The organism is Pseudoalteromonas sp. NFXS53 (genome assembly GCF_056629255.1).
Genome location: NZ_JBWVBR010000017.1, coordinates 88,153 through 114,406, shown reverse-complemented (window position 1 = coordinate 114,406; position 26,254 = coordinate 88,153). Strand labels below are relative to the sequence as shown.

29 protein-coding genes are annotated in these 26,254 nt (G+C 41.6%); 7 read left to right on the top strand and 22 right to left on the bottom strand.

Translation table 11 applies throughout. The features are described from left to right. Positions 1-490: 490 nt before the first annotated feature. Positions 491-964, top strand: a complete 474-nt coding sequence (locus tag AC1HJP_RS16930) for an RNA recognition motif domain-containing protein (protein WP_480362780.1) — start codon at positions 491-493, stop codon at positions 962-964. Here the strand turns inward: AC1HJP_RS16930 and murI are convergent. Continuing rightward, positions 961-1,731, bottom strand: coding sequence for a glutamate racemase (murI, locus tag AC1HJP_RS16925; protein WP_480362779.1), 771 nt, complete (start codon positions 1,729-1,731; stop codon positions 961-963). The genes AC1HJP_RS16930 and murI overlap by 4 nt on opposite strands. 61 nt (positions 1,732-1,792) lie before the next feature. Next, a complete protein-coding gene (locus tag AC1HJP_RS16920) occupies positions 1,793-2,893 on the bottom strand; it encodes a DUF5610 domain-containing protein (protein WP_480362778.1) in 1,101 nt (366 codons plus the stop codon). A gap of 177 nt (positions 2,894-3,070) precedes the next feature. Between AC1HJP_RS16920 and trmA the strand changes: the two genes are divergently transcribed. Further along, a complete protein-coding gene (gene trmA, locus AC1HJP_RS16915) occupies positions 3,071-4,168 on the top strand; it encodes a tRNA (uridine(54)-C5)-methyltransferase TrmA (RefSeq protein ID WP_480362777.1) in 1,098 nt (365 codons plus the stop codon). Between the two features lie 5 nt (positions 4,169-4,173). On the opposite strand, the gene AC1HJP_RS16910 is transcribed toward trmA, so the two are convergent. The 5 genes from AC1HJP_RS16910 to ccoG form a co-directional block, all read right to left on the bottom strand. Next, positions 4,174-4,638: a 2-thiouracil desulfurase family protein gene (locus tag AC1HJP_RS16910; RefSeq protein ID WP_480362776.1), complete on the bottom strand. Its 465-nt coding sequence runs from the start codon at positions 4,636-4,638 to the stop codon at positions 4,174-4,176. 57 nt (positions 4,639-4,695) lie between these two features. Further along, a complete protein-coding gene (locus tag AC1HJP_RS16905) occupies positions 4,696-5,325 on the bottom strand; it encodes a thiol:disulfide interchange protein DsbA/DsbL (protein ID WP_480362775.1) in 630 nt (209 codons plus the stop codon). Between the two features lie 13 nt (positions 5,326-5,338). Then, positions 5,339-5,968, bottom strand: a complete 630-nt coding sequence (locus AC1HJP_RS16900) for a thiol:disulfide interchange protein DsbA/DsbL (RefSeq protein WP_480362774.1) — start codon at positions 5,966-5,968, stop codon at positions 5,339-5,341. A gap of 17 nt (positions 5,969-5,985) precedes the next feature. After that, entirely contained in the window at positions 5,986-6,960 is a 975-nt protein-coding gene (locus AC1HJP_RS16895; RefSeq protein ID WP_480362773.1) for a serine/threonine protein kinase, read from the bottom strand. Positions 6,961-7,028: 68 nt separating this feature from the next. Then, entirely contained in the window at positions 7,029-8,453 is a 1,425-nt protein-coding gene (gene ccoG, locus AC1HJP_RS16890; RefSeq protein WP_480362772.1) for a cytochrome c oxidase accessory protein CcoG, read from the bottom strand. 235 nt (positions 8,454-8,688) lie between these two features. Here ccoG and AC1HJP_RS16885 point away from each other — a divergent pair, with 235 nt between their 5' ends. Continuing rightward, complete coding sequence (locus AC1HJP_RS16885) at positions 8,689-9,048, top strand: hypothetical protein (RefSeq protein ID WP_421964856.1); 360 nt, start codon at positions 8,689-8,691, stop codon at positions 9,046-9,048. Further along, positions 9,048-9,257, top strand: coding sequence for a hypothetical protein (locus AC1HJP_RS16880; RefSeq protein WP_480362771.1), 210 nt, complete (start codon positions 9,048-9,050; stop codon positions 9,255-9,257). Before AC1HJP_RS16885 ends, AC1HJP_RS16880 begins: the two co-directional genes overlap by 1 nt. 33 nt (positions 9,258-9,290) lie before the next feature. Here AC1HJP_RS16880 and AC1HJP_RS16875 read toward each other — a convergent pair whose 3' ends face one another. The 13 genes from AC1HJP_RS16875 to gspC are packed head-to-tail and all read right to left on the bottom strand — an operon-like array spanning position 9,291 to position 21,211. Continuing rightward, positions 9,291-9,869: a UPF0149 family protein gene (locus tag AC1HJP_RS16875; protein WP_480362770.1), complete on the bottom strand. Its 579-nt coding sequence runs from the start codon at positions 9,867-9,869 to the stop codon at positions 9,291-9,293. Between the two features lie 8 nt (positions 9,870-9,877). Next, positions 9,878-10,636: a type II secretion system protein N gene (locus tag AC1HJP_RS16870; RefSeq protein WP_480362769.1), complete on the bottom strand. Its 759-nt coding sequence runs from the start codon at positions 10,634-10,636 to the stop codon at positions 9,878-9,880. A gap of 1 nt (position 10,637) precedes the next feature. Further along, positions 10,638-11,111: a type II secretion system protein GspM gene (gene gspM / locus AC1HJP_RS16865; RefSeq protein ID WP_480362768.1), complete on the bottom strand. Its 474-nt coding sequence runs from the start codon at positions 11,109-11,111 to the stop codon at positions 10,638-10,640. After that, a complete protein-coding gene (gspL, locus tag AC1HJP_RS16860; protein ID WP_480362767.1) occupies positions 11,108-12,313 on the bottom strand; it encodes a type II secretion system protein GspL in 1,206 nt (401 codons plus the stop codon). The genes gspM and gspL overlap by 4 nt, the downstream gene beginning before the upstream one ends. After that, positions 12,310-13,311 carry a type II secretion system minor pseudopilin GspK gene (gene gspK, locus AC1HJP_RS16855; RefSeq protein WP_421964861.1) on the bottom strand — a complete coding sequence of 334 codons (1,002 nt, stop codon included), beginning with the start codon at positions 13,309-13,311 and terminating at the stop codon, positions 12,310-12,312. Before gspK ends, gspL begins: the two co-directional genes overlap by 4 nt. Further along, the gene (gspJ, locus tag AC1HJP_RS16850; protein ID WP_480362766.1) at positions 13,308-13,997 is read right to left on the bottom strand and encodes a type II secretion system minor pseudopilin GspJ; all 690 of its coding nucleotides are present in this window, start codon (positions 13,995-13,997) and stop codon (positions 13,308-13,310) included. The genes gspK and gspJ overlap by 4 nt, the downstream gene beginning before the upstream one ends. Positions 13,998-13,999: 2 nt before the next feature. Continuing rightward, positions 14,000-14,374, bottom strand: coding sequence for a type II secretion system minor pseudopilin GspI (gene gspI, locus AC1HJP_RS16845; RefSeq protein WP_058031235.1), 375 nt, complete (start codon positions 14,372-14,374; stop codon positions 14,000-14,002). Then, positions 14,371-14,967 carry a prepilin-type N-terminal cleavage/methylation domain-containing protein gene (locus AC1HJP_RS16840; RefSeq protein ID WP_480362765.1) on the bottom strand — a complete coding sequence of 199 codons (597 nt, stop codon included), beginning with the start codon at positions 14,965-14,967 and terminating at the stop codon, positions 14,371-14,373. The genes gspI and AC1HJP_RS16840 overlap by 4 nt, the downstream gene beginning before the upstream one ends. A 5-nt stretch (positions 14,968-14,972) precedes the next feature. Beyond that, the gene (gene gspG, locus AC1HJP_RS16835) at positions 14,973-15,401 is read right to left on the bottom strand and encodes a type II secretion system major pseudopilin GspG (protein ID WP_138477852.1); all 429 of its coding nucleotides are present in this window, start codon (positions 15,399-15,401) and stop codon (positions 14,973-14,975) included. 53 nt (positions 15,402-15,454) lie between these two features. Continuing rightward, positions 15,455-16,681, bottom strand: coding sequence for a type II secretion system inner membrane protein GspF (gene gspF, locus AC1HJP_RS16830; RefSeq protein ID WP_138477851.1), 1,227 nt, complete (start codon positions 16,679-16,681; stop codon positions 15,455-15,457). Between the two features lie 2 nt (positions 16,682-16,683). Beyond that, on the bottom strand, positions 16,684-18,234 hold the full coding sequence (gene gspE, locus AC1HJP_RS16825) for a type II secretion system ATPase GspE (protein WP_480362764.1): 1,551 nt from the start codon (positions 18,232-18,234) through the stop codon (positions 16,684-16,686). Further along, a complete protein-coding gene (gspD, locus tag AC1HJP_RS16820; protein ID WP_480362763.1) occupies positions 18,227-20,293 on the bottom strand; it encodes a type II secretion system secretin GspD in 2,067 nt (688 codons plus the stop codon). Before gspD ends, gspE begins: the two co-directional genes overlap by 8 nt. A gap of 24 nt (positions 20,294-20,317) precedes the next feature. Further along, positions 20,318-21,211 (bottom strand): type II secretion system protein GspC, encoded by an 894-nt coding sequence (gspC, locus tag AC1HJP_RS16815; RefSeq protein ID WP_138477846.1) that lies wholly within the window; start codon positions 21,209-21,211, stop codon positions 20,318-20,320. Between the two features lie 212 nt (positions 21,212-21,423). Between gspC and hslR the strand changes: the two genes are divergently transcribed. From hslR to AC1HJP_RS16800, 3 genes are all read left to right on the top strand, one after another. Next, positions 21,424-21,834, top strand: a complete 411-nt coding sequence (gene hslR / locus AC1HJP_RS16810) for a ribosome-associated heat shock protein Hsp15 (RefSeq protein WP_058031241.1) — start codon at positions 21,424-21,426, stop codon at positions 21,832-21,834. A 10-nt stretch (positions 21,835-21,844) separates the two neighbouring features. Beyond that, entirely contained in the window at positions 21,845-22,690 is an 846-nt protein-coding gene (hslO, locus tag AC1HJP_RS16805; protein ID WP_480362762.1) for an Hsp33 family molecular chaperone HslO, read from the top strand. 261 nt (positions 22,691-22,951) lie between these two features. Continuing rightward, the gene (locus tag AC1HJP_RS16800; RefSeq protein ID WP_058031243.1) at positions 22,952-24,490 is read left to right on the top strand and encodes a phosphoenolpyruvate carboxykinase; all 1,539 of its coding nucleotides are present in this window, start codon (positions 22,952-22,954) and stop codon (positions 24,488-24,490) included. A 431-nt stretch (positions 24,491-24,921) separates the two neighbouring features. Here the strand turns inward: AC1HJP_RS16800 and AC1HJP_RS16795 are convergent, their stop codons facing one another. Together AC1HJP_RS16795 and AC1HJP_RS16790 are read right to left on the bottom strand one after the other, a co-directional pair. Then, a complete protein-coding gene (locus AC1HJP_RS16795; RefSeq protein WP_480362761.1) occupies positions 24,922-25,596 on the bottom strand; it encodes a hypothetical protein in 675 nt (224 codons plus the stop codon). Next, positions 25,593-26,240, bottom strand: a complete 648-nt coding sequence (locus AC1HJP_RS16790) for a hypothetical protein (RefSeq protein WP_138477841.1) — start codon at positions 26,238-26,240, stop codon at positions 25,593-25,595. The genes AC1HJP_RS16795 and AC1HJP_RS16790 overlap by 4 nt, the downstream gene beginning before the upstream one ends. Positions 26,241-26,254: the final 14 nt, after the last annotated feature.

Genomic DNA, 26,254 nt, shown 5'->3' with positions numbered 1-26,254 from the left:
TCAAGAGCTGTTAGAACTCAACCTGTACGAGTGCCCACACAGATGATTGCTTCATATTTTTAAAGAACAGTGTAACTAACGCTTGGTTAGTTACCGCAGCCTTGCTGCGAAGTGGAGCGCCATAATAACGACTTCACTTTTTATGTCAACACTTAATTTTAATCTTTTTCTTAAGAGAAAGTTTTAAGATTAAGTTTTATTTGACTCGACATCGTTTTGATTTGCTTTTCAGCGTCTCGCCCCGTGTCAGTGGGTGCGCATTATAGGGAGAAATTAAAAGTGCGCAACCCCTTTTTTCAATTAATTTTAAGAAACGTGTTCAATCGCTCAAAAAGAGAACAAAAAAGACTTGTTAGGATAAAAAACGCTCTATTTAGCCACTTCGAATAGCTAATTTCTCTTTTTAATTATTGCTTAAACATTTTAAGACGCTAAGATAGCAGCTCGTTTGTTAAATTATTGTATACCCATTGTATATTGGTAGATCCTTATGAACCCAACTCAACAAAAGTCTCTTTTTATTGTTTTAGCAATTGCGATAATCGGCTATTTTGCTGCTAATGCTCTTCTTGCAGACTCTTCTCTTAATCTTGGTGCTACTTTTTCTATTGGCACACTCATCGGTGGTTTCATTGCAACTGTTATGTCGGCAAGTAATGCAACCCCACAATCTGACAATACTGAAGTAAAAACAAAAACGCTTTATGTAGGTAACTTGCCTTATAAAGCAAATGAAAGTGTCGTTCGAGAGCTTTTCTCTGAACAAGGCCGTGTATTCAACGTTCGTTTATTAAAAGATAAAAATACAGGTAAACGTCGTGGTTTCGGTTTTGTGGAGATGGCAGAAGCTGATGCTGATAAAGCCATTGCAGCATTGAATGAAAAAGAGTTCCAGCAACGCACATTGAAGGTTAGAGCTGCAAAACAAAAACCAGAGACATCTGAGGAAGCTGTTGCAAGTTAAAGATATAAACTTTTTACATCGTATCCTGTAATAGCAGGGACATCATTTAAAGCCGTTGCATAAAACTGTAGCGGCTTTTTTATTTCTGTCTCATCTATACTGTCAACCAACAAATGTTTTACTCTTTTTGCAATTGCAGTTCCGGAGTCGATTAATACGCATTGAGTTTGATAAAACTCTGCAATTTCACACTTCAATATTGGAAAATGCGTGCACCCCAATATCAGCACATCAGCTTGATTGTCGACCTTAATAGATGATAACTCCTTATTAACCCCCTCTCGTACATCTTCATTTAACCAAAACTTGCGCTCTGCTAGCCGTACCAACTCTGTTGAATGGTAGAAACTAACTTGGCAATCACTAGCAAACTCACTCACTAAAGATTGCGTATACTGATTCTTTGAGGTAGCAGGCGTTGCTAATAAGGCAATATGCTTTCTAATACTAATTTGTGCAGCAGGCTTTATTGCAGGTACCACGCCAACAATAGGAGTTTGCGTTAACTGGCGAATATGTGCCAGTGCGTAAGTTGAAGCTGTATTGCAAGCAATCACTATTAAGTCAACTTCACCAAAAAAATTTGAAGATATTTTATTAACGAGACTTGCCAGTCTATTTTGAATTGTTTCTTCAGTCTGAAGACCGTAGGGCAGTAAAGCATTATCCATAATGTAGGTATAGTCTGCCCCTGGTAGTGTATTTTGGATATGTGTTAGGACACTAGTCCCTCCGATACCTGAATCAAAAACTAAAATGTGCGACAAACTATGACTCCTCTATATTGAGGTGCAAGTTTGCCCGAGCTTATAATTCTTGCCAAGTATCTTAAACTGATTTCTCAGTCTTATCGTCAAGCTGACTGAAGAAGCTTTGTGCATAGTCTAAAAGCTGGGTCATTCTTTCTTGACCACCGTTCATCCAAGCCATGATATCTGGTAATTGCTGTTCAACACCAATAGCTTTACCTTCCGAATGAATGTTCTCTAGTTGTTTATCGAGAGGTTGGAAAGCTTGCTCTAACTCTTTAATTGGGTTGGTTTGCTGATATTGCGCTATTGCTGCGGTCGTTTTTTTCTGTCGCAAATCCATCGTGAAGTTAGTAATTTGATCGCTACCTATATTTAATGCCGACGCTTTTTCGAACGCATCATCATATTCACCTGAGAAGAACGCATCACTGACATTGCGAATGTCTTTCATCATTTCATTAATGGCTTTTTGCTCTTCTTTATTGAGTTCGCCATTAACACTAATCGAAAAACTGACTTCCTCACTTGATTGCTCTGATACAGCAAGACCATAATTATCACCGTTTTGAGCATAGCTGACAGCTTGACCTTTTGTGCGAGCATCACTCAATGATATGGTTACTTCGTCGCCCTCTGCTGTTGTGAAACTATACTCAGCTTGATTCGACAAGCTCGCATACTGTGCAGCGCTCACCTGCATAGAGTCAGGTTTTGGATTAAAGAGCTCATCCTCAAAATCATCTAATCCCTTAAAAATCCCTTCTTTAGATTTTTCGATCCCTTCTTCTATGTCTTGATTAAATAATCCCGCAGCTTTCAATTCTGATGTTGCGTCATCTATGCCCATCTGTACTCCTTTACGTGTTGCATTCAGCATATCTTGAATCGCTTTGTCATCTCGACCATCAGCTTTCGCTTTGCTTATTGATCCCTTTACAAAATCAAGCACATTATTAATAACGGTATCAAAATCAAATAAAGGCGCAGCCTTAGGTTCTGCTTTTTCCATATCCAAGGCTTTTGCTAACTTATCATCAAGCAGCTTTGCTGCAATTTTACCTTTATCTCCGTGAAAACCATCAGTACTACTTTGGATATTCGGTTTAAAACCCGCTTTACTGTTTGCTTTATTAGCAAAAGAAGGGTTGAGAAGCTGGTTTAATTGTCCGATTTTCATGTTTATCTCCAAAATAATAGAAACCATGCATACATCTTAATTATTACTTTATATCGGCAGCAGTTATTGACCCTTGAGCGTTTAGTATAAAAAAGCAACAAATTTTAGCGAGAAACTGGACAAATCACCTATGCCCCCTACAATACCCGCTCTCGAATTTGTAAGGTCAGTTTAACTATGCCAGTCATTACTATTGATACCGCCACTTATGAACAGCAGCTTGCTGAAAAGCAAACGCGTATTAGTGCTCAATTTGCTCGCTTTAACGCACCAGAGCTTGAAGTCTTTGAATCAGCAAAAACGCAATACCGTCAACGTGCTGAATTTAGAGTATGGCACGATGGTGACGATCTCTACCACATTATGTTTGATCAAGAGAGCAAGCAAAAAATTCGAGTGGAAACATTTGACCCTGCCGCACCGCTTATTAGTGAAATCATGCAGGTTATGATGGAAAAGTTACGTCATAACGAGATACTTCGCCGCAAGCTTTTCCAAATCGATTATTTATCGACGCTAAGTGGTGAGATCCTGGTAAGTCTGCTTTATCACAAGCAGCTTGATGATGAGTGGTTAGCGACAATTAATGCATTACGTTCTGAGCTTCAGAAAACCTATAAAATTGACTTTATAGGTCGTGCTCGCAAACAAAAGATTGTGTTAGGCAATGATTTTGTCACTGAGCAACTGACTGTAAATGGTCAAACTTATCAATACCAGCAAGTTGAAAATAGCTTTACGCAGCCAAATGCGAAAGTAAATGAGAAAATGCTGGAATGGGCGCAAGACCTTTGTGCGCCACTGGAGAATGATTTACTTGAGCTATATTGCGGTAATGGTAATTTCTCGATTGCCTTAGCTGGCAGCTTTAATAAAGTATTAGCAACTGAAATCTCAAAGTCGTCGGTAAACTCGGCACAAATTAATATCGCGGCGAATAAGGTTGAGAACTTAGATATCATTCGTATGTCGAGTGAAGAGTTTACGCAAGCGATAAAAGGGGAACGTCAATTCTCAAGATTAAATGGCATTAACCTTCAAGACTACAACTGCCAGACTATTTTGGTTGACCCACCTCGTGCTGGTATGGATGAACTCACTTGTCGTTTGGTGTCTAACTACGACAACATCATTTATATCTCATGTAACCCAGACACACTAGAGCGTGATTTAGACATGCTATGCGAAACACACTCTGTATCTCGCATTGCGATTTTCGACCAGTTCCCATATACACATCATGTGGAGTCTGGTGTATTTTTACAGCGTAAATAATCCCGCTAATTCTTTTCAGCAATTGCCAGAGCAGTGACTAGCTGTGGCAATTGCTCTTCACTAAAAACCTGTATACCAGCTTTAACAAGCTTTTCTGCAGTTAAACCCATTCCAACCACTTTAATTCCCTTATGCGACCCATCGTAAATAGTATTTCGACCACATGAAGGGCTAGATTCTTTCAACAACGCAAATTTGATTTGTTGCGCTTTACATAATGCGAGTGCTTTTTCAGCACCCAGCTGGAATTCTCCAGTGACATCCTTACCTGTTGCGGTGATCACTTTTTCGGCATTGATTTCTGCTGGCGGTCTTGGGGTTGGTAAGCCACCCGCAACTTCAGGGCAAAATGCAACAACTCGCTTTTCTTGCAGCCACCGAGTCAAAGTATCATTTGCTAACCCTTTAGATTGTCCATCATAACGAACGGGTTGTCCGAGCAAACAACTTGAAACCAAAATTTTATGCATGTCTTTTCCAATAAAAAAGCCTCGCAAGTGCGAGGCTCTGTTCTAATTCATAGTAAATTATTTAGCAGCTAAATAATTAATTAATGCACTGATCTGCTCAGGAGTCGTCGTTTTTGACTCACGTAAACGCAGTTTATATTTACCATTTACGATAAACGTTGGAACGCCTGTAAGCGCACGCTTTTCAGACCACTTTTGTTGCATACGCGCCATTCTTGAAGTCTTAGTACGTACAGCAAAGCTTTTGTACATTTTATCAAACTTAGTAGCGTCTACGCCTTGTGCAACGAAGATGTCTTTCATATCCGCCAGTTCATTGATCTTATTACGCTTACCATGAATATGCGTAAAAATTGCACCAATGATTTTATCTTTTTGAGGCAGCACTTCAGCAAGTGCTAAGCCTTGAGCCATAATCTTTTGTACTTCTGGATCACGAGGGCCGGTGAAATCTACGTGGCTCTTTTTAAACTTTACACCTTCATTCAGTTTAGGTTTTACCTGAGCGATTAGTGGTTCAAATGCATTACATGCTGGGCAGAAAAATGAGAAGTACTCTGTCACTTCAGGTTTCTTAGTACCACGCTCGGCAACCACTTCGTAGTGAACGCCTTCTTCAAACTGAGCTGCGTTTGCAACTATCGGAAGCATGAGTGCCAGCGCAGCGGCTTTAATTAGCTTTAACATCTTATTCTCCGTATTATTTTGCTAATAAATGTTTAACCAATGCGTTGAATTGCTCTTGGCTTTTTAAACTGTTGGTATTTACTTTGTATTTATCACTGACGATAAATGTAGGCACGCCAGATAGTGCGCCCGCTTTTGAAAAGCGAGTTTGGTCGTCTTGCATCAGCTTTTCAGCCGCAATCACTGGCATACTTGCTAACGCCGCATCAAACTGCTTTTCGCTGATACCATTAAGATCCAGTAGCTTTTTCACATCTTTAATGTCATTCAATGGCGCTTTTTTTACATGGATACTGTCGAAGATTTTAGCTGCAATCTCATCACCTTTGCCCATTTGCTTTGCCACGATATAGGCATAGCTTAAATTGCTTTGTACTTGCGCAGGCAAACCACCTAAAAAGTTCACATGGCTTTTTTCAAATACAGCGCCTTCTGGCAAACTTTGCTCTAATGCCTTAGCAACTGGCTCAAAACGGAAACAATGCGGACAGTAAAATGAGAAAAACTCAGTCACTTTTGCTTGCTCACTTTTTTGGGTGGTTAAAGTTTGGTAGTGCACACCTTCTTTAAAATCAAATTCTGCGGCCATGGCTAACAACGGCAAACAGAAAAATAGAATGGATAGTTTTAACGCTTTTAACATAGTTATTTCTCAATTTTTTATGGAAACAGTTGTAATGCAGGTTCTTGTAACGCTGCAAGCTGTTCTTTCAATGCTAAGATCTGCTGCTCCCAATATTTGTCTGTTGCAAACCAAGAAAAGTTCCGTGTAAATGCAGGATCTTCCCATCTGGCAGCTAACCACCCCATGTAATGCACCATTCGCATCGCACGTAGCGGCTCTATCAGTTGCAGCTCTTTTGCATCAAAAGAGTTAAATTCTTCATACCCCATCAATAGTGTATCGAGCTGAATTAATTGCTCGTTTTTATCACCATTAAGCATCATCCATAAATCTTGGATTGCAGGGCCTGAGCGACAATCATCTAAATCCACTAAGGTCAGTGAATCGCCTGTGCAGAGAATATTGCCAGCATGTGCATCACCATGCAAACGAATAGGCTTATCGGCATGATACATTTGCGCTGTTTGCGAAATAACCTGTTCTAAAATAGTGTAAAACGCGGTTTCTAGATGCATGGGCACAAGCTTACTGTTTTCAATAACTTCTTTAGCATCGAATAGGTAGCTCTGGGTATTAATACTCAATCTATGCTGGAATGGTTTACTCTTACCAACTAGGTGTAGTCGTCCGATATATCGACCAAGCATTTCAAGCTGATCTAAATTGTCGATTTCAAATTGACGCCCACCCACGCTTGGAAAGAGCGCAAATTTATAACCGGCATGTTCAAATAAACTTTCACCCTCTATTTCTACTGGCGCGACGATAGGCACTTCTTCATTAGCGAGTTCAAGTGCAAAAGCATGCTCTTCTTTTATTTGCGCCTCACTCCAACGCTCTGGACGATAAAACTTAGTGACGTAGCGTTTACCATCTTCCGCCTTGAACTGATAAACGCGATTTTCATAACTGTTCAATGGTAGCAAGCCTGTTTCAGGGTAAACCCCAATGCTTTCTATGGCATCCAAGATACGATCTGGATTTAAATTCGCAAAACTAAACTCGCTCATGTATTCCTCATTTGGCATAAAAAAAGCGGGGAATACCCGCTTTTGCTTGGTTTAATTAGTGTATCTAATTATTTACCTTTAAAGAAGTTGGTAGGCTGTGATAATGACACTGTCGGGTCGCCTTTCACTTGAACTCTAAAATGGAATTCAGTCACTGGCTTTTTAAGATCATAGGGGTCAATGATCACAGAAAGAGGCACATTCATAGATTCACCCGCCTGAACTTCAATCGCCAGTTTGCCCAGTACATTAAAGTTATTTAGCCCCTCAACCGCAATATCGTATTGTTGCACTTGCTGGGTTTTATTGATGACTTTTAGGGTGTAAGTGTTTTCAACTAAACCCTCGAAATTGACTCGATAAAGCTGATTTCTATCACGAATAATATCGAGCTCCATTGGCTTACGCATCGCAATATTCACCACCAGTGCCGCGATTAATACTGTCATGATTAATAAGTAACCTGCCAGCTTCCCACGGAATGCTTTAGTTTTATTATCTGGCGTTTCAAGATTGCGCTCTGTGGTGTAAGAAATTAAACCGCGGGGATAATTCATTTTATCCATCACCCCATCACACGCATCTATACATGCACCACAGTTGATACACTCGTATTGCAAACCGTTACGAATATCGATGCCTGTAGGGCATACCTGAACACACAGATTACAGTCAATACAATCACCCAAACCCATTTCTTTTGGGTCTTGCTTACGAGAGCGAGGACCGCGTGACTCCCCGCGTTTTGCGTCATAGCTAACTGTAAAGGTGTCTTTATCGAACATGGCAGATTGAAAACGTGAATAAGGGCACATGTGCAAGCACATAATTTCCCTCATCCAGCCTGCATTACCATAGGTACATGCCGTAAACACAACGATGCTGATGACTGCATAACTTCCTGCGCTCCAGGTCAGTAAATCTGGTACTAGTTCACGTATTGGAGTGAAAAATCCAACAAAGCTAATGGCGGTCCACAAAGAGAATAGAATCCAACTGCTATGCTTTGCCGTTTTTCGCCAGAATTTATCAAAGTCCATTTTACGGCTATCGAGTTTTTTACGCTGATTAGCGCTGCCTTCAAACTTTTCTTCGAACCATAGAAAAATAAAAGTCCAAACGGTTTGCGGGCAAGTGTAACCACACCACACACGACCATAAAACGTGGTCACCACAAACAGTGCAAATGCAGCGATCATAAGGAAAAATGCCAGTACCGTTAAATCTTGTGGCATCAGCGTTAATCCGAAAATATTAAATTTTTGCTCGAAGAGATCAAAATAAACGGCTTGATGACCCTCAAAATTAACCCATGGCATCAGCATAAACGCCAACATACCAATAAAACCTAGGCGCTTGCGAAGTTGCTGGTGTAGCCCCTTAACTGCGCGCACATAAATACGATTACGAGGGTTAAACCTATCAGGTTGGAGCTCCGGCTTTTGTATTTTTACATCGCTCGGAATGTTTTTTACTTTTATTTGTTTGTCCATCTCGGCTCCTCATGGCAGTGATCGACAGGTACTTGCTACAGTGACCTTTTTATCTATAAGGATATTATATGCAAGCAAACTCAAGCTGGGTACAATTGGTTCAGAAATTATTGAAATTTTCTTAACCAGGGACAAGCTTATGTAGTGTTTATAACTTAATCACTTGCTTTTGAAAGCCCCATTTTATTACACTCTCAAATGTTTCCTCCTGTTTAGATCAATATTACGGTATCCAATGAAAAAGTTTTTGTTGCTTGTTGTTGTCATTCTGGCACTTTTTACTATCGATCATCCGGCCATTAAAGAGCCAAGAGAAGCACTATTAGGTGAAGGCGTGAGCTTACTGAGTGAGCAAAGCAAAGTAGCGAGAAGCACTTCAGCTAAAATCGCCAGAACACAAATTTCGCAAAAGCTAGAATTAGATGAAACCGAATTAGAATATTTAAACGACGCTTTAGGCACTGATGATAAATTAAAAGCCTTCCACCTTCGTTATTGCAAAGAAAACGATCTGAATCTCTATTTTTACGGTAATAAGTTGAATGTCATTTGTAAAATTGCCGGTGAATCTATTTTTGAAGGAAAATCGTTGTAATGAAGCTAGATATTGATGCTTTTAATAAGCAGCGTGCCGCAGCATTTAACCAGCACAAGAATATACTTAAGAAACTAAGCAAAGGACAAACCTTGTTATGCGAGCAATGCAACAAGCCTCTGCAATTAGACCTTAATGGAAAAGATAAAAATAAAGGTTTGGTAAGTTGTGCAAAAGGCTGCACGAGTATTGAATTAGAGCTTGGGTAAGCGCTTGCTTACCCAAAAAACACTCTCAGTGCTTTAACTCTCTTCATCATATAAGCCACTTTCAACAGCAGCATTTTCTACTAATTGCACATAGGCCATGGCAAATTCGTTCGCAATTGAATGTTGTTGCTGACAAAAACAATTTAGCTCAACATTATTGGCATCACAGTAGGCTGCAATTTGTGACTGCTCTAGAGAGAAAAACCCTAGTTGCTCTGTGCTACTGATCAATGCTTGTTTAAGCTCATCATTTAAAACTGCACTATTAACTAGCTCAGCATAAAAGTGCTCAATACCCGCTAAAAAGCCCTGGCTCCATTGCTGCAACTCAACTACAGCTGTTGACGAGTATGGTAACTGGAACTGACCTGAAAAAACCCGCTCACTGATATCGTGATGCAGTGCCATTAAAGAAAAAACATGCTCTTCTGCAATTTGCTCATCACCGCCACTGACGATTGTTAGCCACTGCTCCATTTCAATACCTGCTGGGCTGCAAATGATTGCAAACAGGTAGCCTTCACAAACAGCATAAGGCAGAGCCTGCTCTGTGCTAGACAAATAATCGATGAGCAACGCTTTATGTTGCTCTGTAAACGAAAACTCAAACATAACAAGCCTTACAAGTTCACCGGATAACGACCCTGGGCATCAGGACGACCTAAGAATTTAACCGCATCATGCACTTCTTTCGGTAATGAGGCATCTGGTTTTACGTTACCAGCAACTTTAAATTGAAAGTTGTTTCCTAAATGAACATCCGCTTGCAAACCCAATAGATTATCTGGCTGAACCACCGCAGCTAAATCACCCGATTTACAGTTTAAATCCGCGCCCAACTCACCAATGGAGAACCAACCAGTTAACCCTTCAACACGAATATTTGGGCTAAATACATCGCCTTTAATTTGCTGACAGTAAGGTTTGCCACTTTCAAACTGATCAATGTTAAAAATAACGCGACCCGTTGCATTGACAGGTAGCGGAAGGTTTAACTGCCCCATTAACTGCTCAACTTCAAAACGCAGTACTGCATCTTTCAAGCTCGCTTGTTGGTCTAACAGTGAAAGACTGAAATGACTTTTTCCTGACATTTCTTCGCTTGCTCTCGGGTTACCCCAAATTAAATCACCAGCAAGGTTGCCTGTTAGTAAAGCGGTAGGCTCTAACTGCCAACGAACATTGAAAACCTGAACCTTATTGACGCGTATTTCACTGACTTGCCCCTGCCAGAGTGAGCCAGTCAAATTACCGAAAGCCACGTTTTTAGGCAAGTAACCTTGTGCGACTTGCACCGCAACTGATGCTGGCAGCTGAGATAGAGCAAAAGCCAAAAACGAGAAAATAAACAATAGAACTAAATAAATTTTTTGCTTCATACTACTTCTCTAACACCAATCGACTTACACGCACAAAACCTGTGTCTTCACCCTGTGAAATATCTAGGTTTGCCACAGTGACACCATGTTGATGTACAAGTTCATCAAGCCAACCAACTAATTTATTAAACTCGACACTTTCAATATTCACACGAAGACTGTCGTTATTTGGCTGCATCTGACTGATAACAATGCCATAGCGGCCTCGACTGCGATTCACGAGTTGCGATAAATTGCCTGAAGAAGTACGGGCAGAATTACCAGCCGCTTTCAACTTTCCAATGCTTTGTTCAACAAACACTTGAAAATTTTGCTCACGCTTCAGTTTTTGCTCAGCATCAGCAACTGCCTTATTGAGTGGCTTTAATATTCCCATCACTAAAACGAAAACAATAAAGACAACACCCGCGATAATAAGTAAACGCTGTTCTTGCTCTTTTAGCGAACCCCAGTAGTTGATTGCTTGTTGTTTCATACATCACCTCGCAATCTAATTTCACCAATCACAGCATCACCATCGTTATTTAATGAGCCTTGCTGCACTGTTAAACCTTTTTGCTCAAGAATCGTTTTAACTTGACCAAACACTTGGAAGTCTTTGGCTTTTACACGAATACGCAATTCATTACGTTTATGGTCATAGCGTAAAGTCTCAGGCTGGAAATCTTTGACTTGGCTATAAACTGAAACAAACTTGTCCGCCAAATCTAAGAAGCCACCTTGTTTGGTCGCCGAAATGGTTTTTAACTCACCTTCAATTTGACGTCTAAGTAGCGCTTCTCGTACTCGCTTATTTGGAAATGCTTGTTGATAAGTTGCAATCGCTTCAGCTCTCACCTTCTCGGCCTGATCTTTCAGTTGCACAACTTGAATGCCTTGAACAACTACAAAGCCAAACAAAGCCACTGATGCCGCAATTAAACCTGACTGCCAATCTTTCCACCATTGTGGCGTACTCTTCTTCGCGGCAAAAATGCCTTGGCGTAAATTGAATACTGTGCTGGTTAAGTTTTTAGCCAGTAATGCAAGCGGCAGTTCATATTCTGCCTCTTTTGCAACCTTAGGCGCCACCTCTGGCAAGGCGTCAGCAGGACTGTAATGAGAAATTTTTTCGACCGCTGATGCATGCAAGTAATCAGCCCCCCAGCTTGGCTCAATCACACATGCATGCCACTGCCCTAAGCGACATAGCCATTGGCCATCAAGCTCCACAACAGCGAGTTCATTTTCTGCCTGCTCAGGCAGCAACAGTGCATCTGGCAGAACTTGCTTCGCAAAAATCTGATACTCATCTAAAGCTGCAAATAACTCAGCAAGTAAAGCTCGATCACACAATGCTATATTAATGGTCGGTTTGTCATCTTTAACGCCCGGCTCACCTATTGCAATAAATACATCATCGACATCACAAGCCAGTTGTTCTTCCAACATAAATGGCAATGCTTGTTCTAGTTTTCTATTCCACTTTGTTGGTAGTTCAATGGTTTTTAACTGCACCATAGATGCAGAAAGCAATACGCTAGTTTCTCTACCTTGCGCTTTCTCTGTTAACTCAGCCAAATCTGATAGTTGTTTGTATTCACCACTGGCTATTATTTGCTGGTCGGTTGAATAGACCAACCAATGGATAGCCTGTTTGGCGGATTGATCAATACGGATCAATAATTTTTCTGTCACTGTACGCCTCCAAATTTTCGCGCCAGTATGCTCGCTTGACCTTCTTTTATTTGAATAATTGAGGTCATTGTGAAAAGCCGTTCATCGAACATGGCTTTTGCGCGCAACTTGAAATAGTCACTATTTACGGTAAATAGATCGGTTACTTGCTTAATATTCTGAGCCCCTTGGGCGGTGGCTTCAGAGAGAAAATCTTCCACTTTGTCATACCCCTGCTCTGGACGTGCAGAGATGATGCTTTGCGCATCTGATTCACTTAATCCATCGATTAATGCACTCAGCAATAATGCTTGTTCTGGCAAAATGGTATTCACGTTAATTTTTAATTCTTCACTACCAGGAATAACACATACATAAGGGAGCAACTTTTCCATGACTAATGGATTAAAGCCTCTGATCACACGTAATTCAGACACTGACGCAAATGCATTATTTGCAGTTAGATAAGGTGTACGTAGCGACATATATTCGTCTTCTTCTGCACCCGAACGAAACGTGATACTATCGGCGTCAAGCCAATCATATACACTGTCAGCTAAGGTTTCTTCACTTTCATCTGACGGTAGGTCTTCTATGTTTTTCAACAGCTCTAAAAAGGCTTTATGCGCAGGGTTGGTATCATTAATGCTGGCATTTTGTGCTTTTGGTGCGCGCAGCGCATTTAGGTTTAAACACGCTTGAAGGTCGGTCACTTGCCCACTCAAAGTTCCATGGTCTACTGGAAACGGGGTTTCTTCTAGCGCCCAAGGTTGACCTAAATGTACTTTCTCAGGGTCTTTTTTCTTACTTTCTATCAGGACTTTTTTCACCAGCTCTTCCGCACCATAGCTATACCATTTTGCTTGCTGATGGGTTTGAATATTTTGTGCTCGCTGAACTTGGATCATTAAATTCGTCGCCATTTCAGCGGCGATAACGGCTGCAAGCGCGACAATGAACAAAACAATGATCAGTGCTGCGCCTTGTTGTTGGCCATGCTTATAGGTTAACTGGTTCATGGGCCAGTTCTCCCACCACCAGTGTTATTGCCGTTATTTGTGTTTGATGAAGTGCTCGCTACTTTGCCATCACCCGGTGTGAGGAAAAAACGCGTGATAGGCTCCATCTCTTGCATTTTAATGGTTACAGAAACCGCTAAAGGCAGCGCTTTCTTTTCCCAATTTTCTTGCCATTTTTGTTTGTCGTCTAAGAATTCAAACTTTAAATCTTCAATGTTCTCTAATACGACTTGGCTGCGTGGCTCGGTACCATCTAGTTGATCTACATAGACACGATAAAGGCGCTCTAATTTATCATCAACCACACGGTAACCGACAGCTTGCAACTCGGAACGAGGCAATAGACTAATCGGGTTTGTCCAGCCATCGCGTACAAACGCGATGCCATCATATTGACTCTCTAGATTGTAACGGCCATGAAGAATATAACTCGGTGTAAAATCGCCCGCCTCGTTACGCGTTTCACGCTTGGTCATTTGGTTAAAATCTTGGTCCATCAAGCGAAAAGTCGTATTGAGCGCGTCTAATTCTGCAATCACTTCTTCAGAGCCCTGTTTAGCCTGAATCGTTGAATTCAATATTTGGTGTGTCGCCAACACAACAAAGCCGAGAATACCCAAGGCAATCATTACTTCAAGTAAGGTGAAACCACGCTGACGGTTTTTCTGAGAGCAAGTAAATCGCATCGCTACTTACCCTTTAAAATGAATGTACTTAAGTCATACAAAGAATTTTTATATTCAGCATCGCTGAATACTTCAACTTGTACTTTGACAAAACTTGGGTCATTGGTTTTGGTGACTTTCTCTTGCCAGTACCAAGTCATACCAGCTAATTCTTCTTCACCTTTGTTGTTATTCTTACCATTCCACTTATCACCTTGCGCGCGGATCATCACCAAACGATTCTCTGCCACCCAGGATGCATAAGTTTGTTCTTCTAGCGAGGCGATATGGGAAACATGTTCGCCTGTCACTTGCATAGCAGCAATGCCTGCCATGGCACAGATCCCCAAAGCCACCATCACTTCTAGCAGAGTAAAACCAGCTGATTGCTTCTTCATACTTCAGGCTCCACTCTTAAGTTAACGGGGGCAATAAACTCACCTTCGATAAAATAACGCGCTTGCTCAGCATCTCTGTCTGACAACTCGACACTAAGCTGAAACGCGCTCACTTCGCCCGAAGATAAGATTAATACTTGCGGCACTTTGAGCTTTTTTAACTCGAGCAAGCTTTCGTCATCACCGGTGCCCATTAATTCACGCCAGTTGGCTTGCTCTAACAAATTGTCTTGCGACCAAGATAAATCCTCAATATTCAGATTAACTTTGTATTCTTTACCGAATGTAATAGGTTCATATAATTCTTCAGCATCAAATACCGACCACTTTTCACCGTCAAAGACTAAAAATTCTAAGACATTTTTATCAAGGTGAAAGCCAAGCTCAATTTGGTTTAATACAGCAAACTCAGAGGCAAGATTAATTACTCTGTATACTCTGAGCGCTTGTTTTTCTAACTCTTCGGCTTCGGCATCATCAAAGGTGTAACTCACCATCTTCACTGACATGGCAATAATCACAAGTACGACAAGGACTTCAAGTAAACTGAAGCCCTTTGCCTTATTGATATTTTGTCCTAAGCCTAAACGCATACGTATTAACGCGCTTCGTCTTCGTCAGTCCAGTTGCCGATATCGTCGTCAGTGCCCACTTCACCGTCAGGACCCATTGAGAAGATATCGATTTTGCCCATTTCGCCAGGACTAACTAGCTGGTAAGGGTTGCCCCATGGATCTTCAGGTAATTTAGAAATAAAGCCACCTTCAGGGAAACGACGTGGTACAGGGTCAATGGTCGTCTTAGTTACAAGTGCTTCTAAGCCCTGCTCAGTCGTTGGGTACTTTTTATTCTTCAACTTGTACATGTTCATCGCATCTTCAAGCTGTTGAATATCTAAACCCGCTTTATCTAAAGCTGCCTCTTCTTGTTGGCCCATAATGTTTGGCGCAACGATTGATAAGATCATACCGATGATAACCAGTACCACCATTACTTCTAGTAGGGAGAAACCTGATTGCTTTTTCACAATGAATACCTCATTAGCTGCTAATAGCTGTTATTTTTAAACTCTTTATTTGACTATAAGCCGATGGCTTTGTTCATTTCCATAATTGGTTGCAAAATTGCCATAACAATAAACAACACAATAATGGCCATAGTTGCGATCATTGCCGGCTCTAACAGCTTTAATGATACGCTGACCATGGTTTCAAATTCTCTATCTTGGTTGTTAGCTGCTCGCTCCAACATTTGCTCTAGCTCACCCGATTTTTCACCACTGGCGATCATGTGCAACATCATAGGCGGGAATAATTTGGTTTGCTGGAGGGACGCTCTTAAGCTTGCACCTTCACTGACTCTGACTGCAGCTTCAGATACCGCTGATTTAATCTTCTCGTTTTCAAGTACCTGACCTGAAATCTTCATACCTTCCAGTAAAGGTACGGCACTGGAAGACAAAATACTGAGGGTACGCGCAAAACGCGCCGTGTTGATACTGCGGCTAATTTTACCTAAACCTGGTAAACGTAATAATTGCGTGTCATACCAAAAACGAATTTTTGGTTTCAGTAGTGCCTGCTTGATACCAATGGTTATGGCCACAATACCAATGAAACTTGGCATCCAATAGGCTTGCACAAAGTTACTTGCAGCCATTACCCATTCGGTTGTCCAAGGCAGTGCTTGCTTTGACTTTTCAAAGGTTTTCAAAATCTCTGGTACCACAGTACCAAGTAATACCGCCACAATACCAATAGCAAAAACCACAAGAATACTTGGATACACCATCGCCTGAGTGATTTGGCTACGCATATGCTGGCGTTGCTCTGTGTAATCAGCCAGACGATTAAGTACTTCATCTAAATGGCCTGACTTTTCACCTGCTGCCACCATGGCGCGATATAGGTTATCAAATACATGAGGAAACTCTGACATACCATCTGCGAGCGTGTAACCCTCTACGACTTTGGAGCGCACCGACATCAACATACGTTTCAGTCGAGGCTTTTCGCACTGCTCAGCCACTGCCATCACAGCCGCTTCAACTGGCAATGAAGACTGAATAAGTGTTGCCAACTGGCGGGTGATTAAAGCGATATCAGAGACAGAGGGCTTATAACCCGTGAACAGCTTAAAACCACCACCTGATTGCTGCTTTTCTTTTTCAGCAGCAGGCGCTACTTCTAAAGGCATCATACCTTTTTCTCGAAGTTGTTGGCGGATCTGTTTCGCGGTATCGCCTTCTAAGATGCCTTTCTTTTCTTTGCCCTTACCATCGAGCGCTCGATACTCAAACGCAGCCATGGTTAGCCTTCCTCTCGGGTTACTCGTAACACTTCTTCTAAAGAAGTTTGCCCTTTCAGAACACGAGAACACCCATCTTGACGAATACTAGGGCTGAAAGTACGAATATACTTTTCTACCGCCTGCTCACCCTTACCATTATGGATAAGCTCACGTACTGTTTCATCAACAACCAATAACTCATGAATGCCGGTACGGCCTTTATAGCCATTGTAATTACATGATTCACAGCCAACAGGACGATAAATAATTGTATTGCTGTCTTTACCTACACCTAGTAACTCACATTCACGCTCATCGGCTTGATGTGGCTCTTTACAATCATTACACAAGGTACGGACTAGTCGTTGAGACAACACACCTAATAGAGATGAGGACAGTAAGAATGGCTCTACGCCCATATCTTCCATACGCGTGATAGCACCCGAAGCCGTATTGGTATGCAGGGTCGACATTACTAAGTGACCTGTCAGTGATGCCTGAACTGCAATTTGACCGGTTTCTAAATCTCGGATCTCACCAACCATTACCACATCAGGGTCTTGACGAAGAATTGCTCTTAGGCCTCGCGCAAACGTCATATCAACTTTCGGGTTAACCTGAGTTTGGCCAATGCCTGGGATTTCATATTCGATTGGGTCTTCAACCGTTAGAATATTACGGTCTTTTGAATTGATTTGGCTCATACCAGCATACAGGGTGGTACTCTTACCTGAGCCTGTTGGGCCGGTCACCAAAATAATACCGTGCGGTTTGGCAATTAATTCGCTGAATAATTCACGGTTACGCTCAGTCATACCCAAATCTTCTAGGTTTAAACGCGCATTATTTTTATCGAGTAGACGCAGTACCACACGCTCACCAAAGCTCGACGGCATAGTCGATACACGAACATCGACGGCACGACCTGCGATACGTAACGAAATACGACCATCTTGCGGGATACGCTTTTCGGCGATATCAAGCTTAGCCATTACTTTGATACGCGAAACAAGTAGCGACGCGAGCTTTCGATTTGGCTTTAAAACTTCTTTTAAAACACCATCTACCCTAAAGCGAATAACTAGATCTTGTTCAAAGGTTTCAATGTGGATATCTGAGGCACCGTCTTTGATAGCCTCACTCAGCATGGCATTGATTAACTTGATGATCGGCGCATCATCGTCAGCCGCTAATAAGTCTTCCGTTTGCGGTAGCTCTTCTGCCAACGAAAATAAATCGACTTCGTTGCCAATGTCTTCCATCATTTGCTGAGTCTCGGAGCTATCACGTTGGTAAGCTTCTTCAAGCATAAACTCAAACTTTTCAGCTTCTAGCTGTTCAAGCTTAAATTCAGCGCCTGCTACTCGACGAACTTCTAGCAAATGCGCAACATTTAAATCACCCGTATAGAAAACTTTAAGGCCGTCTTCTTTTTCGGCTAGCAGCATATTTACACGACGCGCATAAGAAAAAGGCAGTTTAAGAGACAGCTCTCGTGCTACCTCTTCTAATGGCGCGTCAGTGAGCAGCTCAGAGTGCTCACTTTCTAGTTGATTGTTTATATCAATCATCTTGGCGCTCTTTCTTTGTTTGCTCTTTTAGATATTGTTCGTACGTTGGTGGTAGCGTCATTGCGTCATTCCATTCAGGTAAAACCGGCGTCTCTTCAAATGGCATTAAATCGATACCATCATCGCGCTGTTTATGCTGCTCACCACGAATAAAATTATACTTCGAGTGACTAAGTTCATTCATGCTGCGGCTGTCACGAAGGATCGTCGGACGAATAAATACTAAAAGGTTACGCTTACGCTTAGTTGTGCTCGTTGACTTAAATAAGTGACCTAAAATTGGGATATCACCTAACAATGGTACTTTAGACACACTTTCTTGCACGTCTTCATCAATTAGACCACCAAGGATGACCATACCACCATCATCAGCAATAACTGTGGTGTTAATTGCACGCTTGTTGACCGCGATATCCACCGCAGTTGCGCCACTCACACTCGATACTTCTTGCTCAATGGTTAACTGAACTGCTGTACCGTCATTAATCTGCGGCGTAACTTTTAGCTTAATACCCACTTCTTGACGATCAACCGTCTGGAATGGGTTAGAGTTGTTACCACTTGTTGTAGAGCCAGTAATGATTGGCACTTCTTGACCCACAATCATCGAGGCTTCTTCGTTATCCATCGTAGTTACTGACGGCGTAGCTAGAATGTTCGATTTCGTATCAGTCGAAATAGCCTGAATGATCGCACCCCAGTCATTTTTAATGATACCTGCTGCAAGACCATTTACACCGCCTAACAATGCCGCTAAAGGACCTAAGTCACCTTCTTTGGTTTCCGTATATGGCGTTGTCTTACCTGTTTCACTACCAGTAATATTTTTCGTAATTGTTTTATCACGCGCTTGCTCTGCAGCGACAGCTAATGAACCAACTGGCACATTACTACCATTATTAAATTGCAGCATGCCACCTTGTTCTGAAATCCATTGAAGACCTAGGTTGATACCATCGCCTTCTAGTACTTCAACAACGATCGCTTCAACTAAAACTTGCGCACGACGAATATCTAGTTTTTTAATCACTGATGCCAAAGAGCGCATAGTATCTGGCTGTGCTGTGATCACTAATGAGTTTGAGTCTGGGTGCGCTTCAATGCTAGTTTCGTTCTTGTTATTTCGGCTGCGACTTTTATTGTTACCGCCTTGCGCTTCTTCTTGCAGTGTCTTGCTCACACCTTGTAATACTTTTACAAGATCTTCTGCTTTTGCATAATCAAGATAGAAAACTTGCGTATTACCTTGGCTTTTTAGCTCACCGTCTAAACGCTTAACTAAATCTACCGCTCTAGAGCGCGCTTGACCTTCACCACTGACAATGACGCTGTTGGTACGGTTATCAGCCACAACTTTTGGGATTAAGAAATCAGGAATACTGTTTTTACCAGATGACTTGTAAATACTCTCAACCACTTTTACCACATCATCTGCAGTTGCATGCTTGAGTTCAATAATTTCAACGAGCGTGTCGCCTGCTTGGTCGACTGATTTAATAATATCGACGAGACGATTTACAGACGCTGCGTGTCCTGTCAGCATCATCACATTGGCAGAACTGAAGTTAGTTACATGACCACCATCTTTTTGGTCACTGAACTGACGAATTAACGGGCCGAGTTCTTGTACAGACACATTTTTAACGCGAATAACACGGGTAACTAAGGTGTCACCATCCGTCGAAGTATTATCTGAAACTAATGGCACATTACTTTTCTTACCATCTGAACTACGTAAGATTTTTAAAATGCCGCTGTCCATTTCAATAACGGCATAGCCATATACTTCTAAAACATTTAAAAAGAACTGGTAATAAAGCTCTTCGTCCATCAATTCATAACTGCGCACGTTAATATTGCCACGAACGTTAGGATCGATAATGATGGTCTTGTTCAGGTTTTTACCAACGATATTAATAAATTCATTAATATCTGTACCTTTAAAGTTCGCTGCGTATTCAACAGCAGAAACAGATAACGATAACCCAGCTGCAAACATCAGAGCCGCATACTTAGCTAACCCTTTTTTGATTTTTCTGAGGTCTAGCTTATTTCTCATTATTATTAACTCCAAAAATTGTGCTTACAGGCTGAATTGTACGTCGATCACACGACCGTCTCGTTCAATGCTAATTGTGGCATCAGTGGCTTCTCTGAGCTCTTGCATTGCAGTCATTGCCTGTCTCATATCCGTTAGTTGATAACCATTGATTGCAATGGCCAAATCATTATTCTTTAAACCCATTTTTTTAAATAGCTCAGGATCTTTTCCTGGGCTTAAACGATAACCTATTAACTCACCGTTTCTACGAGCCTGAGAGATTCTGATGTAATCGAGTAACTTACCAGGCTCTCTTAGTAACTCTTGGCGACGCTGTGCCAACTCAGAGCGATCGATACTTGGCTTTCTTTGTGTGTCACGCACTTCACGTGGGCCCGAAACCGGCATAGCAACTTGTTTTGTATAAGCAAGACCATCAAGCATGAGCGTTTCAAAACGGCCATTTACATCTAGCAAGACTCGATCAGGCAACACTTGTGCTAATTTTGCGCGCGTACCAGTGATGGCATCTTTTACTTCGTACGTTTCTTGTCGCCCCTGTGATTCGATGATCGCCAAGCCCGCTGTATCATTTAAACTGACAGCAACAATACCGGTAAGTTTCACATTTAACGTTGTTTTAGGCGCATCAGAAACACGTGCGACAGGCTTAGGGGGGGCTTTTGGTTTTTCATTAGCAACACCAAATAGGTTTTGCTGAATAATCGCTTGCGTGTTGACGTTATTGGTTTTACTGCTTACTGAACTTGAAAGCGGTGCTAAGTTCGCGCTTTGTGGTTGTGGCCAAAACAACCAAACGAGTTGTGCGCATAAATAAGCAATATAAACAACAGTCAGTACTACCACCAAACGACTGAGTTTGGCATGCGGCAACTTCTGAAATATGCTCGTTAACTGTTGTAATTGTAATTCCATATGAGACTTTTTCTTATTCTGTTGAACGGCCAAGTGTACCGCGACGAAATTAATTCAACAAGCGTACAAATGTGAAACTTTGTGACACTTGTATTACGTGAGATTACCCACATTATATTGAAGGAAGGGTGAACAGCGCCCGCTTTTGTTGGGCCTGAATATATGATAAATTTCACCTCACAAATCCCTCAATCCTTGATGGTATTCTCGTTGTGAAAAAACAATCCTCTGAACAAAACAGCCAAATAGAAGCAGTTCGCTTAGATAAGTGGCTTTGGGCAGCGCGTTTTTATAAAACCCGCAGTATTGCTCGAGAAATGATCCAAGGTGGTAAAGTACACTATAACGGTCAGCGCTGTAAACCCAGCAAAACGGTTGAAATTGGTGCGACTGTCAACCTTGCTCAGGGTTATGAGGAAAAGGAAGTGACGATTTTAAAGGTCTATGACAAGCGTCAGGCCGCGCCACTTGCTCAGCTATTATATGAAGAAGCTGAGCACAGTATAGAAAAGCGAGAGCAAAACGCCATCGCTAGAAAGAACAACAGTTTTTTTGCGCCGCGCCCGGAAACCAAACCGGATAAAAAACAACGTCGCGAATTACTAAAGTTAAAATCAAGCTAGGATTTTATAAATGAAATCAGATTTATTACACCGTTACATTTTCGATCAGTTAGACGTTCGTGGTGAGCTAGTACAAATCGAACAAACGTTTAAAGACATTATCGGTGAACACGACTACCCAGAACCTGTAAAGCAATTATTAGGTGAGTTGCTAGTCGCAACCAGCCTACTGACCGCCACTTTAAAATTCGAAGGCGATATCGCGGTGCAACTGCAAGGTGATGGCCCAGTTAAATATGCGGTAATAAACGGTGACCACAATCAAAACATGCGCGGTATTGCACGCTTACAAGGCGAAGTAACGGGTAACAGTATTCAGGACCTAATGGGTCAGGGATATATGGTTATCACTATCACCCCAACTAAAGGTGAGCGCTACCAAGGCATTGTGCCTTTAACCTCTGATAATTTAGCAGAATGTCTAGAAGGTTACTTTGAACAGTCTGAGCAGTTAAAGACGCGTTTGTGGTTTGCGACACGTACTTCGGGTGAGCAACTCAAAGCTGCTGGTTTGTTTTTACAGGTTTTACCTGTAAATAAAGAAAAATCACAACAAGATTTCACTCACCTAGAAGCACTTAGTAACACCATCAAAGATGAAGAATTACTCGATCTAGATGCTCAAACGGTCCTAACTCGCCTTTACCATGAAGACAATCCACAATTGTTCGAACCCCAAGAACTGAACTTTGTTTGTGGCTGTAGCCGAGATAAAACCATTAATGCTCTGGTGAATGTAGGTCAAGATGAATTACTGGCTCAAGTGGCAGAAGACGGTGAAGTAAATATCAGTTGTCATTACTGCCTGAAAAATTACCGATTTGATGAACAAGATATCAAGGCTATTTTTAACTAAAAGTAGTATTGACTCAGCATAAGCTAAAAAGCCGTCAAAACGACGGCTTTTTTATGTCTAAAAAATGATACCGGTGTCATTTTAAATGGCTTTTTTATGACACCGGTATCATTGAAATTATTCAAGTTTTTTACCAAATTTATGCCTTTTTAACCCTTCCAAAGGCTCGAATATCTCAATTTCATCTGTTACTATAATTTCAGCTTAAGAGTATTAAGAACTCAGAGCTATCCCGTTCAATTCTCACATTTAGGTAATAACATGACATCAAGCGCTACTCGTTTTGTCGATTTAACTGCAGCTGAACTTGTCGAACACGCAATTAGCCGTGGCGAAGGGACTTTAGCCGCAAATGGAGCTTTCGTAGCTAAAACTGGCCGTCGTACAGGTCGTTCACCAAGTGATCGTTTTATCGTTAAAGAGCCAAGCACCGAAACTGAAATCCAATGGGGCAATGTTAACCGTCCTTTCGATGCTGAAAAGTTTGATGCGCTATGGGCACGTGTAGAAGCACACGTACAGGAAAATGACCACTTCGTCTCTCACCTAGAAGTTGGCGCAGATCCTGAACACTACCTTCCAGTTGTTGTAACAACTGAAACAGCGTGGCACCACATCTTCGCTAAGAACATGTTTATTGAACCTAAATCATACAATGCATCAGATTTACCTCAGTGGCAGATCTTAAATGTACCTTCATTTGTATGTGACCCAGAGCGTGATGGCACAAACAGCGATGGTACAGTTATCATCAACTTTGCACAGCGCAAAGTACTACTGGCTGGTATGCATTACGCCGGTGAAATGAAGAAGTCGATGTTCTCTGTTCAGAACTTCCTACTTCCTGCAAAAGGTGTTTTACCAATGCACTGTAGTGCAAACGTTGGTGAAGCTGGCGACACAGCACTATTCTTCGGTCTTTCTGGTACTGGTAAAACAACTTTATCGGCAGATCCAACACGCTTCCTTATCGGTGATGACGAGCACGGTTGGGCACCAGGCAGCGTATTTAACATCGAAGGCGGTTGTTACGCTAAATGTATCGACCTTTCGCAAAAGAACGAGCCAGTTATCTGGAACGCAATCAAGTTCGGTACAATTCTAGAAAACGTAGTACTAGATGAAAACCGTGTACCAGACTTTAACGACACAAGCCTAACGCAAAACACGCGTGCAGCTTACCCACTAGAGCACGTTGAAAAGCGTAAAGTTGAAAACCGTGCTGGTGAGCCAAAAGCAGTTGTGTTCTTAACATGTGACGTAAGTGGTGTATTACCACCTGTATCTGTACTTTCTGAAGAAGCGGCGGCTTACCACTTCTTAAGTGGTTACACAGCGAAAGTTGGTTCAACTGAAATCGGTTCAACGTCTGACATCGAGTCAACGTTCTCAACTTGTTTCGGCGCACCATTCTTCCCACGTCCAGCTGGCGTTTACGCAGAGCTTCTAATGAAGCGTGTGCGTGAGTTTGGCGCGAAAGTATACCTGGTTAATACAGGTTGGACTGGTGGTCCTTACGGCATTGGTAAGCGTTTTGACATCCCTACAACACGTGCTGTTGTTGATGCAATCGTATCTGGTAATCTTGCTGATGTTGAAACTCAACACATCGAGTCACTAAACCTAGACGTACCAGTAGCAGTACCTGGTGTTGCAACTGAACTTCTTAACCCAATCAATACTTGGGAAGATAAAGAGAAGTACGCTGAGTACGCAGCTAAATTAGCAACTGACTTCCAAGCTAACTTTGAGAAGTACGATGTATCAGAAGCGATTAAGCAAGCTGGTCCTCGCGGCTAATTAGCACAACCAATTCCTTTATCAAAAGCGCCCCTCGTTGGGCGTTTTTTTGTGCCTGAAATACAGTATATTGGCCTGCTTAATTTGGGTAAGTTTAAAATTAACGGCTGAGCATACTGTTAAGAAAAGCGCCTTGCTGAAGAAATATCTAATGAGCAGTCGTTGACGAATATGGCCTCTCCCCTGATCAACCAAGATAAACATATTAGCTTCATAGATATAGCTCAGTGGGCATTGATTACGTCGCTCTAACAGCTAGCTTAAACGTTTGGTAAGCCTACCCCAGAAAAAGATTCTATACCCTCGTAGCACCTACTTTGTGTCAGGGCTGTATTTGCTGTTTTCAACCGTAAACGCAACAGACACGGCTTCCTTTAGATAGACTCCATGCAGGCAACAAAGTCCATCTAAAAGGCAACTTTAAACTTTGACTAGTTATCATAGCCCTGACTAGCAAGCTGCACACTGGCAATATTATCGCGAGTAATCAACAAAACTTGCTTTAACTCTACAGAATAAAAGAAGCTAAACCGCTCAGTTTCTGTGACTAACTTTAAATGGTCAAAACGAAGCTTGGGTTGCTCATAAATTGATACTGGATTGACCAAATCAACCTGATATGTTTTTCCTTCACCCAAAAGAATTCGCTCTGCATCCAAATCAGCGACTACGATTGAATAAGCACTTGGTAAGAGTAAAATCATACATGAAATCAAGTAAAGAGGGTTTATCTTGTAGTACATGCGGTAAGTTTCTATCCAACTTTTCCAACCTTCTGTATGTACTTCTGACTTAACTTGCTTTTTGTTATGGCGCTTTATCAGCAACGCCGTAATGAGCGAGGTGATTATTGCCACAACACTTGAATACAAAATGGTTGGTGTCGCTAGAAAAGCCATAATAAAGTCAACAAGCTCTAGGTATTTAATAATGTCCACGCCAACGCCACGACCAAGTACATAGAGATAAATCAAACCTGAGCAACTGAGCGCCAGATAAGTTGTGGACAACAACACACTGGGATGCTCATAAAAAAAAGCTTTGCTTTTTTCTAACGAAGATTTAAACCAAGCGAAATATGCTTCATCAGTTGTGATACGATTCATTCATCCCCCCGCTTTACATTAAAAATAGTGGCGATATTTCCCAGAGGGACTACTACCGATTTTTTCGTATCAGGGTGGTAAATAAACACATACCGGCTTGTACTGGCGACCACTTTTACTTTATTTAATTTTGTGATCGTTTTACCCAGCCAATTTACCGGGTAGTTAAAACTGACTTCGACTAAATCTGACTTTGTATGTTTGATGGTGCTAGCTCGACTCTCTGCCAAAATATTTGCACTAAAAAAAATCGCGATGACTGAAGAGCTAAAGCCATATAAAACGGGGATCTTTAAAAATGGCCGATTCATGGCACTCATAAGTTTACCAATAGATAAAAATTGAATTCTTGAAGAAGCGCGATCTATGGGTATAAAGAAGGCGAATAGCAGCAAAAAGGCAACAAATGCTCCGAGTAACCAAAAGCTTGAAAAAATAATCGTAAGAAAGTCACCGAGCCCAATGTGTTTTAGCCCATCAAAACCAAAGTGAGACAACAAACACGTCAGATAGTACAGACCCGCACCACTTGAAACCAAGTAAATGACAGCAGGCAAAAGACTGGGGTTAACTTTTAAAAAGCGCTTCACCTCAAGCAACTGTCGAAGATAACGAAAATGATAAACGCGAGTTAAATGATCCATATTTATGCTTTTAT